At 31.2% G+C, this 16071-nt stretch carries 17 protein-coding genes; 12 read left to right on the top strand and 5 right to left on the bottom strand.

Features of this window, described 5'->3' with window-relative positions:
• Entirely contained in the window at window positions 1-828 is an 828-nt protein-coding gene (locus ABWP60_RS08480) for a CvfB family protein (protein ID WP_353151266.1), read from the top strand.
• Between the two features lie 39 nt (window positions 829-867).
• Here ABWP60_RS08480 and pyrE read toward each other — a convergent pair whose 3' ends face one another.
• Entirely contained in the window at window positions 868-1509 is a 642-nt protein-coding gene (gene pyrE / locus ABWP60_RS08475; RefSeq protein ID WP_353151263.1) for an orotate phosphoribosyltransferase, read from the bottom strand.
• 7 nt (window positions 1510-1516) lie between these two features.
• On the opposite strand from pyrE, the gene ABWP60_RS08470 reads away from it, so the two are divergent.
• Entirely contained in the window at window positions 1517-2116 is a 600-nt protein-coding gene (locus ABWP60_RS08470; RefSeq protein WP_353151261.1) for an NUDIX hydrolase, read from the top strand.
• Window positions 2117-2126: 10 nt separating this feature from the next.
• Here the strand turns inward: ABWP60_RS08470 and ABWP60_RS08465 are convergent, their stop codons facing one another.
• On the bottom strand, window positions 2127-3839 hold the full coding sequence (locus ABWP60_RS08465) for a M14 family zinc carboxypeptidase (RefSeq protein ID WP_353151258.1): 1713 nt from the start codon (window positions 3837-3839) through the stop codon (window positions 2127-2129).
• Window positions 3840-3942: 103 nt separating this feature from the next.
• Between ABWP60_RS08465 and ABWP60_RS08460 the strand changes: the two genes are divergently transcribed.
• The gene (locus ABWP60_RS08460) at window positions 3943-5295 is read left to right on the top strand and encodes a DEAD/DEAH box helicase (protein ID WP_353151255.1); all 1353 of its coding nucleotides are present in this window, start codon (window positions 3943-3945) and stop codon (window positions 5293-5295) included.
• A gap of 53 nt (window positions 5296-5348) precedes the next feature.
• Here the strand turns inward: ABWP60_RS08460 and coaD are convergent, their stop codons facing one another.
• Both coaD and ABWP60_RS08450 read right to left on the bottom strand, forming a co-directional pair.
• Window positions 5349-5801, bottom strand: coding sequence for a pantetheine-phosphate adenylyltransferase (coaD, locus tag ABWP60_RS08455; protein WP_353151252.1), 453 nt, complete (start codon window positions 5799-5801; stop codon window positions 5349-5351).
• A gap of 89 nt (window positions 5802-5890) precedes the next feature.
• Entirely contained in the window at window positions 5891-6877 is a 987-nt protein-coding gene (locus ABWP60_RS08450) for a D-alanine--D-alanine ligase (RefSeq protein ID WP_353151249.1), read from the bottom strand.
• Window positions 6878-6956: 79 nt separating this feature from the next.
• Between ABWP60_RS08450 and ABWP60_RS08445 the strand changes: the two genes are divergently transcribed.
• Both ABWP60_RS08445 and ABWP60_RS08440 read left to right on the top strand, forming a co-directional pair.
• On the top strand, window positions 6957-7577 hold the full coding sequence (locus tag ABWP60_RS08445; protein WP_353151246.1) for a PASTA domain-containing protein: 621 nt from the start codon (window positions 6957-6959) through the stop codon (window positions 7575-7577).
• Window positions 7577-8617, top strand: a complete 1041-nt coding sequence (locus ABWP60_RS08440; protein WP_353151244.1) for an RluA family pseudouridine synthase — start codon at window positions 7577-7579, stop codon at window positions 8615-8617. Before ABWP60_RS08445 ends, ABWP60_RS08440 begins: the two co-directional genes overlap by 1 nt.
• Window positions 8618-8690: 73 nt before the next feature.
• Here ABWP60_RS08440 and ABWP60_RS08435 read toward each other — a convergent pair whose 3' ends face one another.
• Complete coding sequence (locus ABWP60_RS08435; RefSeq protein WP_502904817.1) at window positions 8691-9755, bottom strand: branched-chain amino acid aminotransferase; 1065 nt, start codon at window positions 9753-9755, stop codon at window positions 8691-8693.
• Between the two features lie 148 nt (window positions 9756-9903).
• On the opposite strand from ABWP60_RS08435, the gene ABWP60_RS08430 reads away from it, so the two are divergent.
• From ABWP60_RS08430 to ABWP60_RS08400, 7 genes are all read left to right on the top strand, one after another.
• Window positions 9904-10389, top strand: a complete 486-nt coding sequence (locus ABWP60_RS08430) for a DUF4920 domain-containing protein (protein WP_353151241.1) — start codon at window positions 9904-9906, stop codon at window positions 10387-10389.
• The gene (locus ABWP60_RS08425; RefSeq protein ID WP_353151238.1) at window positions 10389-10820 is read left to right on the top strand and encodes a hypothetical protein; all 432 of its coding nucleotides are present in this window, start codon (window positions 10389-10391) and stop codon (window positions 10818-10820) included. The genes ABWP60_RS08430 and ABWP60_RS08425 overlap by 1 nt, the downstream gene beginning before the upstream one ends.
• A gap of 153 nt (window positions 10821-10973) precedes the next feature.
• Entirely contained in the window at window positions 10974-11489 is a 516-nt protein-coding gene (gene msrB / locus ABWP60_RS08420) for a peptide-methionine (R)-S-oxide reductase MsrB (RefSeq protein ID WP_353151235.1), read from the top strand.
• Window positions 11490-11587: 98 nt separating this feature from the next.
• Window positions 11588-12604 carry a type IX secretion system protein PorQ gene (gene porQ / locus ABWP60_RS08415; RefSeq protein ID WP_353151232.1) on the top strand — a complete coding sequence of 339 codons (1017 nt, stop codon included), beginning with the start codon at window positions 11588-11590 and terminating at the stop codon, window positions 12602-12604.
• Between the two features lie 52 nt (window positions 12605-12656).
• Complete coding sequence (gene cmk / locus ABWP60_RS08410) at window positions 12657-13343, top strand: (d)CMP kinase (protein ID WP_353151229.1); 687 nt, start codon at window positions 12657-12659, stop codon at window positions 13341-13343.
• A 195-nt stretch (window positions 13344-13538) separates the two neighbouring features.
• The gene (gene rpsA, locus ABWP60_RS08405) at window positions 13539-15326 is read left to right on the top strand and encodes a 30S ribosomal protein S1 (RefSeq protein WP_353151226.1); all 1788 of its coding nucleotides are present in this window, start codon (window positions 13539-13541) and stop codon (window positions 15324-15326) included.
• A gap of 73 nt (window positions 15327-15399) precedes the next feature.
• Window positions 15400-16029: a hypothetical protein gene (locus ABWP60_RS08400; RefSeq protein WP_353151223.1), complete on the top strand. Its 630-nt coding sequence runs from the start codon at window positions 15400-15402 to the stop codon at window positions 16027-16029.
• Window positions 16030-16071: the final 42 nt, after the last annotated feature.

Raw genomic sequence — 16071 nt, 5'->3', positions numbered from 1 at the left:
ATGTTACAAATAGGTGTGTATCACACATTAAAAATAGATAGAGAAACAAAAGTTGGTTTGTTCCTTACTAATGGAAAAGACGATGTTTTATTACCAAATAAATATGTTCCAAATGATTTTACTATAGGCGAAGATTTAACGGTTTTTGTATATTTAGATCACGAAGAACGTCCAGTTGCAACGACTTTAAAGCCTTTTATTTCCTTAAATTCGTTCTCTGTTTTAAAAGTAAATTACATAAATAAATTTGGTGCCTTTTTAAATTGGGGAATGGAGAAAGATTTATTTGCTCCGTTTAAAGAACAAGCCCGCCCAATGGAAAAAGACAAGCGTTATATAGTAACGATGTATTTAGACAAACAAACGGGTAGGTTAGCGGCATCAAGTAAAATCAATCAGTTTTTAGATAAAGAACCTTTAGATATTGAGGTAGGACAGGAAGTGGATTTAATGGTTTCTCACATTACAGAAATTGGAATTAATGTAATTATCAACGGGAAATTTAGAGGATTGGCCTATCAAAATGAAGTTTTTGAAACCGTTTCTCCAGGATATAAAACCAAAGGTTACATTAAAACCATTCGCCCGGATGGAAAAATAGACGTTTCCTTCCAAAAACAAGGTTTTGAAGCCATTGACGATTCCGCACAACAAGTGTTAGAAGCTTTAAAACAAAATGATGGTGTTTTACGATTGAATGACAACAGCCATCCAGAAGAAATTAAATCGGTTTTAAAAATGAGTAAAAAAACATTTAAAAAAGCCATTGGAAGTTTATACAAACAAAAATTGATTGATATCAATAACGAAGGCATTCAGTTGTTTTAATAATTCGTTAAATCTAAATTCGTAAAACGTAAATTTAAACTATTTTCCCCATTCACTCGGATTACTATTCCAAGATTTAAGCGTTTCTAATTCTTCTTCCGAAACATACTTTTTCTCAACGGCTTTTTTAATTAAGTTTTCGTAATTACTTAAGGTATAAACGTCTAATTTTGCTGCTGCAATTTTTTCTTCAGAAATAGGAAATCCGTAGGTAAAAATAGCGGCCATTCCTTTAACATTAGCGCCTTCATTACGTAATGCTTCAACTGCCATCAAACTACTTCCGCCAGTTGAAATTAAATCTTCAACTACAATTACAGTCTGACCTTTTTGTAAAAAACCTTCCACTTGATTTTGTCTTCCGTGCTTTTTTGCTTCCGGTCTAACGTATACAAAAGGCAATCCCATAGCTTCTGCTACCAAGATTCCGATACCAATTGCACCAGTTGCTACACCTGCAATGACATCTGGACGACCAAATTTGGCTTCAATTTGCTTTACAAATTCCTCTTTAATATAATTTCTAACCGCTGGAAATGAAAGAATTACGCGGTTATCGCAATAAATTGGACTTTTCCAGCCAGAAGCCCATGTAAAATGATTTTTTGTTTCTAATTTAATTGCGTTTATTTGTAAAAGCAATTCGGCTGTTTGTTGTGCTGTGTTGTTATTAAATATCATATTGCAAATGTATAAAGTTTTTGTAAACGAGAAACCACTTTTTTTAACAAATAAAATTGAAAAGGAAACAAATTTCAAAATTTACCTGTTAGAAACAGTAAATATTCCAAAAGTAATCTCAGAATTATTTTTGAATAAAATACAAAGTGCCTACTTATATCACTCAGATGAAAAGTTAATTATGAAGACTTTGAAATCTAAAATCCCTGTAGCTAAAGCGGGTGGTGGTTTAGTTTTTAATGCCAAAGGCGAGGTGTTGTTTATTTTTAGAAACGGAAAATGGGACTTACCAAAAGGCGGAATTGAAAAAGAAGAAACCATAGAAGACGCTGCCATGCGTGAAGTAGAGGAAGAAACCGGTGTTTCAGGTTTAAAAATTACAGAAAAATTACAAAAAACCTATCACGTATTTAAACGTAACGGCGTTTTTAAATTGAAAATTACGTATTGGTTTAAAATGCAGACCAATTTTACTGGAGCAACTTGCCCACAAGAAAAAGAAGGCATCTCCAAAGCCGTTTGGATAAAACCTTCAGAAATTGAAGCTGCTTTAGGAAATTCCTATGAAAATATTAAATTGTTGTTTGAATCTGAGAAGGTGGTATAGTTTTTTTTTATTATTCCAAAACTCTAAAAACAGGGTAACGCATAAACTCTTTTTCAAAGTATTTCGAATGCTTGTATACCCAATATAATTGATCTCCGCCATTTTCTGCGAAAGCTTTGTCGGTTTGTTTTTTAGTTTCGAATTCTTTTTTTAATGTTGGATGTTCCTCTAAAATTTGTTTCGCTACATCTTCAAAAACATAACTGGAATAGCCTTCTTTTTGTTGTAAAATTGTATCGAAAAAATTCCAATTAAAATACGAATCTACGGCTTCTGGTTCTAAGGTTTCTAATAAATATTTCACCCCAAACTGATTCGTTGAAATTATATAATCACCGGCTCTAAATTCTATTTTCTCTACATTTTTTGTTACGGTAGTATTGTAATGTCCGTAATGCCCTTCATAAGCATTTTTCCCAGTTTGATAGGTGTCAATCTTATAAATTTCTACCTCTATAGTTTCATTTTGAGAAATTTGTGTCATTTCTATGTTATTCAATTTCAGTAATTCTATAATTTGCCACTGACTTTGAGGCACTACATAATACTTCGGAATGGTAACAAATTTAGTTGGTTTGTAATTTCCGTAAAAAGGTATTTTTTTTGTAAAAGGTTTACTTTTATCATAAAATAATCTGTCTTTTCCAGAGATTTCACTTGGTTTGTAGCCGCCTTCATATCCTTTAAAATCCATATAAGATACTTTTGCAGAATCAATTACCCAACTTATTGGATATGGTTTTCCAGCTTTAAAATCTTCCAAATTGGCTCTTCTTACTTGTTTGATTTTTTCCCAATTCGTATCAGTATAATTAATTGCTGTCACCATAAATTCATACGTTGTTTTTACACGGTCTTTGTAGGGTTTCAACATATGCGTTTCAGGCACAAATCCTAATGTATTAAATAACGTAGTGTAACCAGTTGCATAACGTGGCGTATCGGTAAATTGTTCGTAACCTAAATCAGGTTTTGCACCGTGAATATTCACATACGGAATTACGTCAATTTTCTTTTTTTGCATATCGTTTACCATTTCAGGATACATTTCATTTTTGAAAAAGTTACCCAATTTCTCCCCTAAACGTTCGTGTTGTGTGGCAATGCAAGTAAATGTGTATTGATAATCGGCGCCATTTGAAACGTGATTATCTAAAAAAACATCCGGATGTACCATATGAAAAAGTTCTTGAAAACTTCTTGAATTTCGAGTATCCGATTTTATAAAATCTCTATTTAAATCGTAATTTCTACCATTTCCTCTAAAGCCGTAAGCTTCAGGTCCGTTTTGATTGGCTCGAGAAAAGGAATTTCTATTCAACATACCATCAATATTATACACTGGAATAGCAACGACTATCGTATTTTTTGGAACTTTTATTTTTGCATTTGCCAAATCTCGCAACAACATCATGGTTGCATCAATTCCGTCTGGTTCGCCAGGGTGAATTCCGTTATTGATTAATAAAACGGCTTTGCTTTGGTTAAAACTAAAATTTTTATTTTCAGAAAATACTAAAATATGCAAAGGTTTTCCACTATCTGTTAAACCCATGGTTTTCATTTCAATTTTATCTGAATTGGCAGCTAACAATTGATAAAAAGTAATACACTCTTCATACGTGGTAGATTGGTTTTTATTTCCTTTTTCGTAAGGAGTTAACAAGTTATTTTGAGCAGTTACTGATAAGCAAGTAAATAATAACAGTAGAATAAATCGCATAATTGAATTTTTGAATTTCAAAAGTAAGAATTATTAATGGCAATTTCAATAGTCCTTACATCGTATAATTGAATATTGGCAAATTAAAAACTATCTTTGTAGTATGAATAAAAATTTACATTCCAACAATATACTTTTGAATTTAGGTATCGAAAGTTTAAATAAAATGCAGGTAGCTGCAGAAACATCAATTTTAATTGATTCTGATGTGGTGCTGCTTTCACCAACAGGTTCAGGTAAAACGTTAGCTTTTTTATTGCCGATTTTTCAACTTTTAGAAGAAGACAACAATAAAGTACAATGTATGATTATTGTGCCTTCTCGCGAATTAGGATTACAAATTGAACAAGTTTGGAAAAAAATGGCGACTACATTTAAAGTCAATATTTGTTACGGTGGGCATTCTATTGAAACCGAAATTAAAAATTTGAGTAACCCGCCAGCCCTTTTAATTGGTACGCCAGGTAGATTAGCAGACCATTTAGAACGAGAAACCTTTGATCCAAAATACATAAAAACCTTAGTTTTAGATGAATTTGATAAATCATTACAATTAGGGTTTCACGAAGAAATGCGATTCATCATTGGAAAATTAAATAATTTAGAAAAGCGAATTTTAGTTTCGGCCACAGATGGAGTAGAAGTGCCAAAATATACCAGAATTGAAAGTCCAAACGTTTTAAATTATATTGATAAGAAAAAAACAGAAACTAATTTAGATTTTAAATTGGTGATTTCTAAAGAGAAAGATAAGGTTAATTCTTTATTTCATTTAATATGTTCGTTGAAATCTCAGAATGCTATTATCTTTTGTAATCATAGAGAAGCAGTAGAGCGAATTAGCGATTATTTAAATGACAAAGGCATTTTCTCTGTATTTTATCATGGTGGATTAGAACAAGAAGAACGTGAAAGAGCGTTAATTCAGTTTAGAAATGGAAGTATTTCGTATTTAATTACAACCGATTTAGGAGCTCGTGGATTGGATATTCCAGAAATGAAAAATGTAATTCATTATCATTTGCCTTCAAAAGTGGATGAGTTTACCCATAGAAATGGGCGTACTGCACGTATGATGGCATCTGGAACCGCATACATTATTATTCACGAAAGTGAGAAAAAAGTAGATTACATTGATTATGACATGAATAAAATTGAAGTATCTAATTACAGTGTTATTCCGAAACCACCAGAGTTTAAAACCATTTACATTAGTGGAGGCAAGAAAAACAAATTAAATAAAGTGGATATTTTAGGTTTCTTTTCTCAAAAAGGAAAGCTGGAAAAAGGCGATTTAGGTTTAATTGAAGTCAAAGATTTTGTATCATTTGCTGCAGTAAAATATGCTAAAGTGTTGCCATTACTACAAAATATTAAGGATGAAAAAATGAAAGGCAAAAAATATAAAATTGAAGTAGCCCGAGACGTTGTTAAAAACGCATTAGAGAATCAATAAAAATATAAAAACCTTCAAGAAAAGAAACTGGAAGGTTTTTTTATGCTTTATATTTAAAAAATTACCGAATCGGGAACAAAAGCCGAAACATCGCCACCATTTCGTAACACATCACGCACAATACTCGACGAAATATAAGACGTTTTAGCAGCAGTTAATAAAAACACTGTTTCTATTTTAGACAATCGTCTGTTGGTATGTGCAATGGCTTTTTCAAATTCAAAATCAGCTGGATTACGTAAACCACGTAAAATAAATTCCGCTTTTTCTTCTTTGCACAAATCGATAGTTAAACCAGAATACGTGATAACTTTTACTTTTGGTTGGTCTTTAAAAGCGTCTTCAATAAAACGTTTTCTATCTTCTAAAGAAAACATATACTTTTTGTCTGCGTTTATACCAATGGCGACAATAACTTCGTCAAATAAAGAAATGCCTCGTTTAATTATATCATAATGTCCGTTTGTAATTGGGTCAAACGAACCTGGGAATATTGCTTTTTTCATTAGTAAATAATTTAAAAATATTTGATTTCGATAAAATCTGATATTGTTAATTTTCTATTTTCTTTATTCTATTCTCTATATTCTAAACTTTATTTTTTCCAAATTGGTTTTCTTTCCAAAGCCAGTTTGATTTCGTTTTCTAATAAATCTGAAAAATTTAAATTAGCATAGGCTGCTTGTTGCGGAAATATACTTTGTGGACTCAATCCGGGATTGGTATTAATTTCAATAAAATATGGAATGTCGTTCATAACAATAAAATCGATACGAGAAAATCCTTGCATTCCAAGTACTTCGTAAATTTTTGCTGCAGATTGTTCTACTAATTCTGAAACTTCTTGAGACAATCGGGCAGGAGTAATTTCTTCTGATTTTCCTAAATATTTGGCTTCATAATCGAAAAAATCATTTCCTGAAACAATTTCGGTGATCCCTAATACTTTTGTATTTCCGTTTAATTTCATTACACCAACCGAAATTTCAACGCCTTTTAACTGAGATTCAATTAAAATATCTTTGTCTTCTGCAAAGGCAAATGCTAAGGCTTTGTCTAATTCTGAAAGTTCTTTTACCATTGAAACTCCTAAACTACTACCAGATTGATTGGGTTTTACAAAAAAAGGAAATCCTAATGTTTTAGCAATTTTTTCTCCATCAATTTCTTGACCTTTAGTAACATAAACTGAATTTGCTTTTGGAATATCAAATTTTCCTAAAACGGAAAGTGTATCTCGCTTACTAAAAGTAAGTGCACTTTGGTAAAATCCGCAACCGGTGTAAGGCAAATCAAGTAACTCCCAATACGATTGCAAATGACCGTCTTCACCTGGCGTTCCGTGAATGGTATTCACAGCCACATCAAATTTTACAGAATTTCCATTATGTTCAAATGAAAAATCAGCTCGGTTTATGGGTAATTTTTTGTCTTCAACTTTCACATACCAACCTTCATTTAAGATGTGAACTTCAAAAACTTGATATTTATCTTTGTTTAAATGGGTTAAAATAAGTTGTCCGCTTCGTAAAGAAATTACAGACTCGTCTGAATATCCGCCCATTACAACTGCTATGTTCATAAAAAAATATTTATTTCTGTTTTATACAAAAATATCATAAAATGTTTTACTTTTCTTATATTTGCGAAAATATATTTCAATGAGTTTAAGAAAGTTTTTAACGAGTTCTACATTTTTCAAAAATTTATTTTTTGCATTAGTGATTGTTATCCTATTTTTAGTAGCATTTGTGAAGTTTTTAGATTTCAGTACCAATCACGGCGAAGAAATTAAGGTACCCAATTTATCTAAAATGAAATTAGAAATTGCGGAAGAGAAACTAGATGAGGAAGGTTTAGAAGTATTTTTATTAGATACAGTAGAATTTCGTCCAGAATTTCCACCATATAGTATTGTCGAGCAAGATCCGATAGCGGGTTCTAAAGTAAAAGATGGCCGAAAAATATATGTAAAGCTTAATGCTGGTGGTTATACTATGGTTACTTTTCCAGATTTAAAAAACAAAACATTTCGTCAAGCTACAAACGCTTTAAGAGCATTAGGTTTAGTAGAAGGCAAATTAAAATATGTGCCAGATTTAGCAAAAGATATTGTTTTAGAAGTTTCTTATAACGGAAAACCAGTAAAAGCTGGAGATAAGCTAATGAAAAATTCTAAAATTGATTTTGTTTTAGGTGATGGAAAAGATATGTTTACAGATGAAGATTTGGATTCATTACAAGATGGCGAACAAAATATAGAAATAGATACTACAAGATAATGCAAGAATTTATAGATGAGAATGAAACGGCTGATGAAGATTTATTTGAACATCATCGGTTTGAGATAGCAAAAGGACAACAACCTTTGCGAATTGATAAATTTTTGATAAACAGCATTGAAAATACCACAAGAAGTAAAATTCAAAAAGCAGCTGATGCGGGAACTATTTTAGTAAATGATGTAGCTGTAAAATCTAATTATAAAGTAAAACCAGACGATGTAATTCGAGTGATGTTGGAACACCCGCCGTATGAACACTTATTAAAAGGGGAAAATATTCCAATTGATATTGTTTATGAAGACAATCAAGTTATTGTTGTAAACAAACCTGCAGGAATGGTAGTGCATCCAGGACACGGAAATTATTCGGGAACGTTAGTTAATGCATTGGCCTATCATTTTGATAATTTACCAATGAATAGCAGCGAAAGACCTGGGTTGGTTCATCGAATTGACAAAGATACTTCAGGACTTTTAGTAGTAGCTAAAACCGAAGAAGCTATGTTGCATTTGACCAAACAATTTGCTGCAAAAACGTCAGAACGTGAATACTTTGCTATAGTTTGGGGAAATATTGAAGAAGATGAAGGTACTATTGAAGGAAATATAGACCGTCATCCAATCAATAGAATGCAAATGCACGTTTATCCTGAAGGTGAGCAAGGAAAACCAGCGATTACTCATTTTAAAGTTTTAGAGCGTTTCGGTTATGTTACTGTGGTTTCTTGCCAATTAGAAACAGGAAGAACGCATCAAATCCGTGTACATATGAAATATATTGGACACACGCTTTTTAATGATGAACGTTATGGAGGAGATAAAATTTTAAAAGGAACTACGTTTACGAAATACAAACAATTTATTGATAATTGTTTTAAAACATTACCTAGACAGGCACTTCACGCACGAACTTTAGGTTTTGAACATCCTACAACTGGTGAATTTTTACGTTTTACAAGTGAAATCCCTGAAGAAATTATGTCATGTATTGAAAAATGGCGCGTGTACAGTAAAGCAGTACAAGTAGAAGAAGATTAATTTAATCGAAATTATCAGGTATAAAAAAAGCAATTAGATGTCTAATTGCTTTTTTTATGAGTATTTAAGTAAATTATACTTTAACCGTCCAACCAAACGTGTCGTCTGCTAATTTGTATTGTATATTATTTAATTTTTCTTTTAAACTTAATGCAAATGAATTTTCTAATTTAGGCAATTCAAAATATTCTTCTTTATATGAGAAACCTACAATTGGATTAATAACAGCAGCGGTTCCTGCGCCGAAAATTTCTTTCAACGTACCATTTTTTGCAGCAGCAACTAATTCTTCTACTAAAACAGGGCGAACTTCTGTAGTAATATTATCTCTTTTTGCAATATCTAAAACAGATTTTCTGGTTACACCATCTAAAATTCTTTCAGAAGTAGGTGCTGTTAATAAGGTATCTCCAATTCTGAAGAATACATTCATCGTTCCTGCTTCTTCTAATTTTGTATGTGTAGCGTCGTCCGTCCAAATAATTTGTTGATAGCCTAAATCATTGGCTAATTTTGTTGGATAAAATTGTGCGGAATAATTTCCAGCGGCTTTTGCAGCACCAATCCCTCCGTTAGCAGCACGACTAAAGTGTTCTGCAATAATTACTTTAACTTCACCAGAATAATATGATTTAGCAGGTGATAAAATTATCATAAAACGATATTGAGATGACGGTTGCGCAATTACACCGCTACCAATAGCTATCATAAATGGTCTAATGTATAAGGAATTCCCATTTCCAAACTTCACCCAATCTCTTTCTAAATTCAATAACGATTTTAATCCGTCAATAAAAATTTCTTCAGGAACTTCAGGCATTGCCATACGAATAGCACTTTTATTAAATCGCACATGATTTTCATCAGGACGAAACATCCATACATCGTCATTAGCATCTTTATAAGCCTTCATACCTTCAAAAATAGCTTGTCCATAATGAAAAACTTTTGCTGACGGATCTATTGTAAATGGTTCGTATGCCTTAATAATTGGTTGTCCCCAAGCTCCATTTCTAAAATCACAAATTAACATATGATCTGTAAATGTGTTTCCGAACGTTAAGTTTTCAAAGTCAACTTCATTAATTTTTGAAGTTTCATTTTTAATGATTTTAATATCGTTTGTAATGCTACTCATTATATTTACTATATGTGTTGGTTTCCCAAATTTTTTACAAATTTATTAAATTAATTATTGTTGAAGATTCATTATTTGAATAATTATTAACAAAGTTTCATATTATTGATTAATTTTGTTTTTTATTTCACCTAATAAATCTATAATTATGAAGCATATACTATTAATTTTACCATTATTTATACTAGCAATTTCCTGTACTAAAAAGGAAACAAAAATAGAATCTAAGCCTACATATGCATCTTTTGGTGAAAAAATTACCGAAGAAAATGCCGTTTCGAAAGAGGTCTTATTAGAAAAATATAAAACGTTAAAAATAGGAGATACTTTAGCCATTAAAGTCACTTCAAAAATTAATGAAATTTGCCAAAACAAAGGATGTTGGATGACCTTAGATTTAGGAAATAATGAAACTGCCTTTGTGAAATTTAAAGAGTATGGATTTTTTGTACCTATGAACGCACAAAAAAGAAATACAATTATTGAAGGAAAAGCCTTTATTGAAGTAACTTCTGTAGCAGAATTAAAACATTATGCTGAAGACGAAGGAAAATCGGAAAAGGAAATAGCTGAAATTACAGCACCTAAAACAGAATACAAATTCTTAGCCCATGGCGTTTTAATTTCTAAATAATGAAGTATTTTTTTGCTATATTTTCCGTTTTATTTTTGAGTTGTAATCAAAATAAATCAGAAGAAGAAAATTCCACTATTGAAAAACCAAAGGAAGAATTAAAAATGTACGAAGCTTCTGAAATGGCTGTATTAATGGAACAAATGTATGTGCATAACAAACAACTTCGTGAAAAAATAATCAAAAAAGATGCATTAGGTGAATTGCCAAAATATTTTCTGAATATTTCAGAAGCTACAATGACTAAAGGCAAAGAAAGAGACAACTTTTTTAATAATAAAGCTGGGTTTTTCTTAAAAACACAGTCGGAAATTTATGGTTCTAAAAACACAAAAGAAAGTTTTAATACTATGGTAGATGCTTGTATCAGTTGTCATGAAGTGAAATGCGGCGGACCTATTGAAAGAATAAAAACATTATACATAAAGTAAAATCTAATCAAAATCTAAAACCAGAATACAGTTCTGGTTTTTTTATCTCTTAGAATCTGCATTTAGATTGACAAAAGTTATAAATTCCTTAAATTTTATTATTTTTAAATCTCGAGTATAACTTTTTTGTAATTTTATAAAAATATAAAAATCATGAAAAATATATTTATTATTTTAATGACATTCAGTTTTATTTCTTGTAATAGTCAAACTAAGAATGCTGAAGTTAAAAAAGAAGTTACAAAACAAACGCAAACTAAAAAAGACACCATGGATTTTAAAATTGTAAAAACTGATGCAGAATGGAAAGCGCAACTTACGCCAGAAGAATATGCAGTTTTAAGAGAAAAAGGAACCGAAAGACCTTACACAGGTGAATACGACAAACATTTTGAAAAAGGAATGTATGTATGTGCAGCCTGTGAAAATCCGTTATTTACATCAGATACTAAATTTGATTCGCATTGTGGATGGCCTTCTTTTGATGAAGCGATAAAAGGTGCGACTATTTACCATAAAGATACCTCATATGGTATGATTCGTACAGAAGTCATGTGTGCTAAATGTGGTGGACATTTAGGTCATGTTTTTGATGATGGTCCTAAAGAAACCACAGGTCAGCGTTATTGTACTAATTCGGTTTCAATAAAGTTTTTACCCGCTAAATAAGTCTTTAGATAATTAGGCAAAAACAAATAAAACTAAATTTTCTCATTCAAATTTATAATTTTATCTTCGCATCTGCGTTATTACAGAATAACAGAAACATGCTAAGAAAACTTTTACCGATATTTATTGCCTTTGTTTCGCCTATTTATGCGCAAGTAGGAGGTCAGTCGGTATATCAGTTTTTAAATTTAGTCCAATCACCAAGACAAGCGTCATTAGGTGGAAAAACAGTAACTATTGTAGATTACGACGTAAACCAAGCCATTTTCAACCCAGCTACAATTAACCCAAAAATGCACAATCAATTAGCTACTAGTTATAGTAATTATTTTGGTGAAGTTACCTATGGTACTGCAAACTACGCATATACATGGGACAGACACGTGCAAACTTTTCATATTGGTGCGAATTATGTTAATTACGGAAATTTTGATGGATATGATGAACTTGGTAATTCTACAAATAGTTTTACCGGTTCAGAAGGCGCTTTATCATTTGGGTATTCTTATAATTTACCATGGACAAATTTTTATGCAGGAACTAATGTTAAATTAATTACATCAGCATTAGAATCATACAATTCATTTGGAGTAGCCACAGATATTGGATTTTTATATATTGACGACAAAAACGATATTAATTACGGAATATCTTTTAGAAATATTGGTTATCAAATTACGCCATACGAAACTACAAGAGAAAAATTACCCTTTGAAATTACAGCTGGAATTTCTCAATTAGTTGAGAATGTTCCAATCAGATGGCACCTAACTTTTGAGAATTTACAACAATGGAATATTGCAATTTCAAATCCGAATAGAGCAAAAAATGGTTTGGATGGTTCTTCGGAAGCAGAGAAAATATCTTTTTTTAATAATGCTTTGCGACATGTAATTATGGGTGCAGAGTTGTTTCCAGAAAAAGCATTTAACATTCGTTTGGGATATAATTTTAGAAGAGGACAAGAATTAAATATTATCGATCAAAGAAATTTTTCTGGAATTTCAGCTGGTTTTAGCTTACGATTTAATAAAGTACGATTTGATTTTTCACATTCTCGCTATACAATTGCAGCCAATTCAAGTATTTTTGGATTAATTATTAATTTAGATTAATAGGTTTAAAGGTTTTGGGTAAAAGTTAAAGGGAAAATCAAATGTTTAAAATATGAATAAAATCACCATAGCCATAGACGGATTTTCGTCCACAGGTAAAAGTACATTAGCCAAACAGATTGCTAATCAATTGGGCTATATTTATGTTGATACTGGTGCTATGTATCGGGCTGTAACGTATTTTGCTATGCAGCATAATTTTGTTTCTGAAACGCATTTAGATACTGAAGGATTAATAGAGAATTTATCTAATGTTTCATTACAATTTCGTTTTAACGAAACATTAGGCTTTGCAGAAATGTATTTAAATAATGAAAACATCGAACAAGCCATTCGTACCATTGTAGTGTCACGTTTAGTAAGTAAAATTGCGGAAATATCCGAGGTTCGAGCTAAATTAGTGGAGCAACAACAACAAATGGGACAAAATAAAGGCATAGTTATGGATGGTCGTGATATTGGAACCGTGGTTTTCCCTAATGCGGATTTAAAATTATTTATGACTGCAAGTCCACAAACCAAAGCCCAACGCCGCTTCGATGAACTACTTGAAAAAGGGCAACGTGTTACTTTTGAAGAAGTGCTACAAAACGTACAAGAACGTGATTATATTGATACCCACAGAGAAGATTCTCCTCTTCTTAAAGCTGATGACGCTATTGAAATTGACAATTCTAATTTATCTAAAAAAGAACAATTTGAATTAGTAATGGAGTTGGTGAATGAGAAATTGAAATAATATATTTAATTTTCTAATAACTAACCTCTATTTTCTTTACTATTTATTTGTATTTATCAAAAAAGTACTATCTTTGCACACCTTTTGGCAGAGTAGAGTTTTCAATTGGTAATCAAATATTTATGTAAATCACTGTTGTTGTTTTAACCTGCGCAATAAAACTCAAAACAAACACAACATACAAATTAAACACGCATGTCTGAATTAAACAAAGACCAAGAGTCGTTTTTAGTAGATTTCAACTGGCATAATTATGCTGAAGGAATTGACCCTATTGACGCAAGTAACCTTCAAGAATTTGAAGATTTAGTATCAAAAACATTCATCTCAACTTCTGACGAAGAAGTAGTAGAAGGAGTAGTTGTAAGAATCACTGACAGAGATGTTATTGTGGATATCAACGCTAAATCTGAGGGCGTTATCTCTTTAAACGAATTCCGTTACAATCCATCTTTAAAAGTGGGTGACAAAGTAGAAGTATTAATTGATATCCGTGAGGATAAAACAGGTCAATTAGTATTATCTCACAAAAAAGCAAGAACAATCAAAGCATGGGATAGAGTTATTTCTGCTAACGAAACTGGAGAAATTGTTAACGGTTTTGTGAAATGTAGAACTAAAGGTGGAATGATTGTTGACGTATTTGGTATTGAAGCTTTCTTACCAGGTTCTCAAATTGATGTGAAACCAATCCGTGATTACGATCAATACGTAAATAAAACTATGGAATTTAAAGTTGTGAAAATTAATCACGAATTTAAAAACGTAGTAGTTTCTCATAAAGCGCTTATCGAAGCAGATATTGAAGTTCAGAAAAAAGAAATCATCGGTCAATTAGAAAAAGGACAAGTATTAGAAGGTGTGGTTAAAAACATTACTTCTTATGGTGTGTTTATCGACTTAGGTGGTGTAGATGGATTAATTCATATTACAGATTTATCTTGGTCTCGTATCAATCATCCAAGCGAAGTATTAGAATTAGATCAAAAATTAAATGTTGTAATTTTAGATTTCGATGACGAGAAAACAAGAATTCAATTAGGTTTAAAACAATTAAATGCTCATCCATGGGATGCTTTATCAGCTGAATTAAATGTTGGTGATAAAGTAAAAGGTAAAGTAGTTGTTTTAGCTGATTATGGTGCTTTCATTGAAGTAGCTGAAGGAGTTGAAGGATTAATTCACGTTTCTGAAATGTCTTGGTCTACACATTTACGTTCAGCTCAAGATTTCGTTAAAGTGGGTGATACTGTAGATGCAGTGATCTTAACTTTAGATAGAGATGATAGAAAAATGTCATTAGGTATTAAACAAATGACGCAAGATCCATGGACAGGAATTACTGATAAATATCCATTAGGTTCTAAACATACAGGAATTGTAAGAAACTTTACTAACTTCGGAATTTTCGTAGAATTAGAAGAAGGAATTGACGGTTTAGTTTACATTTCTGATTTATCTTGGACTAAAAAAATCAAACATCCATCAGAATTTGTTAACGTTGGTGACAAATTAGAGGTTGTAGTTTTAGAATTAGATGTTGAAGCTCGTAAATTATCTTTAGGTCACAAACAAACTTTAGATAATCCTTGGGACAAACATGAAGCTTCTTATGCAGTAGGTACAGTTCACACGGGTACTGTTTCTGAAATTGTTGACAAAGGTGCTACTGTAGAATTTTCTGAAGACGTTCAAGGATTTGTTCCAACTCGTCACTTAGAAAAAGAAGATGGTAAAAAATTGAAAAAAGGGGATTCAATTGAATTTAAAGTTATCGAATTTAACAAAGAATTCAAAAGAATCGTTGCTTCACATACTGCTACTTTCAGAGAAGAAGAAGAGAAAAACTTCAAAGCGGCTTCTAACGAATCTAGCAATAATAATGTAGCTTCATCTTCAAACAATGCTGAAAAATCTACTTTAGGAGATATCGATGCATTAATGGAATTGAAAGCAAAAATGGAAAAATCAGAGAAAAAATAATTTTCTCATTTTATACTAAAAGTAATCCCAATCAGAAATGGTTGGGATTTTTTTATAAATACAAACAAACATTATGTTTAAAGATATTGATTTCAAAATAGCACTCCAAGAATTACCAGAAAAAGAGAAAGACAAACTTATTTTAAGATTGTTACGAAGAGATTTGGATTTAGCAGAAAAATTATATTTTGAATTAGTTGACACCGATACTGTAGAGGACAAACGAAGAGTAATGGAAATAAATATTTCTAAACAAATTCATCGATTTTCTGAAAATTTTCATTCATTAGATTATATCGCAATTGAAATGCGAAGTATCAGCGGAAAAATTTCGCATCACGTGAAAATTACAAAAGATAAGTTTGGAGAAATTAGCTTGAATTTGCTAATGCTAAATGAAGTTATTGAGCAAAATGCCTTTTCTTTAACACATTCTAAACCTCAAAAGTCAACAAAATTTTATAATTATGTAATCATACGTACTTTTAAAATTTTACTTTTAATTCAGGTACTTCACGAAGATTTTTTGTTAGATTTCAAAGAAGATTTAAATAGGCTAGGAGCCAATATTTCTAAGAATACGATGCTTTTGAAAACTGCAAACTATAACAGTTTAGATATCAACTGGATTTTAGATGCTGAAATACCAGAAAATATTCTTCAAATTCATAAAGAAATAAAAGCAGCAGGATTTTTAAAATAAGATTAGATAAACAAAAAAATCCTTTTAAGTTTTATATTAAAA

It is taken from the genome of Flavobacterium sp. (assembly GCF_040402895.1).
Lineage (GTDB): Bacteria > Bacteroidota > Bacteroidia > Flavobacteriales > Flavobacteriaceae > Flavobacterium.
This window is presented reverse-complemented; position numbering and strand designations above follow the sequence as displayed.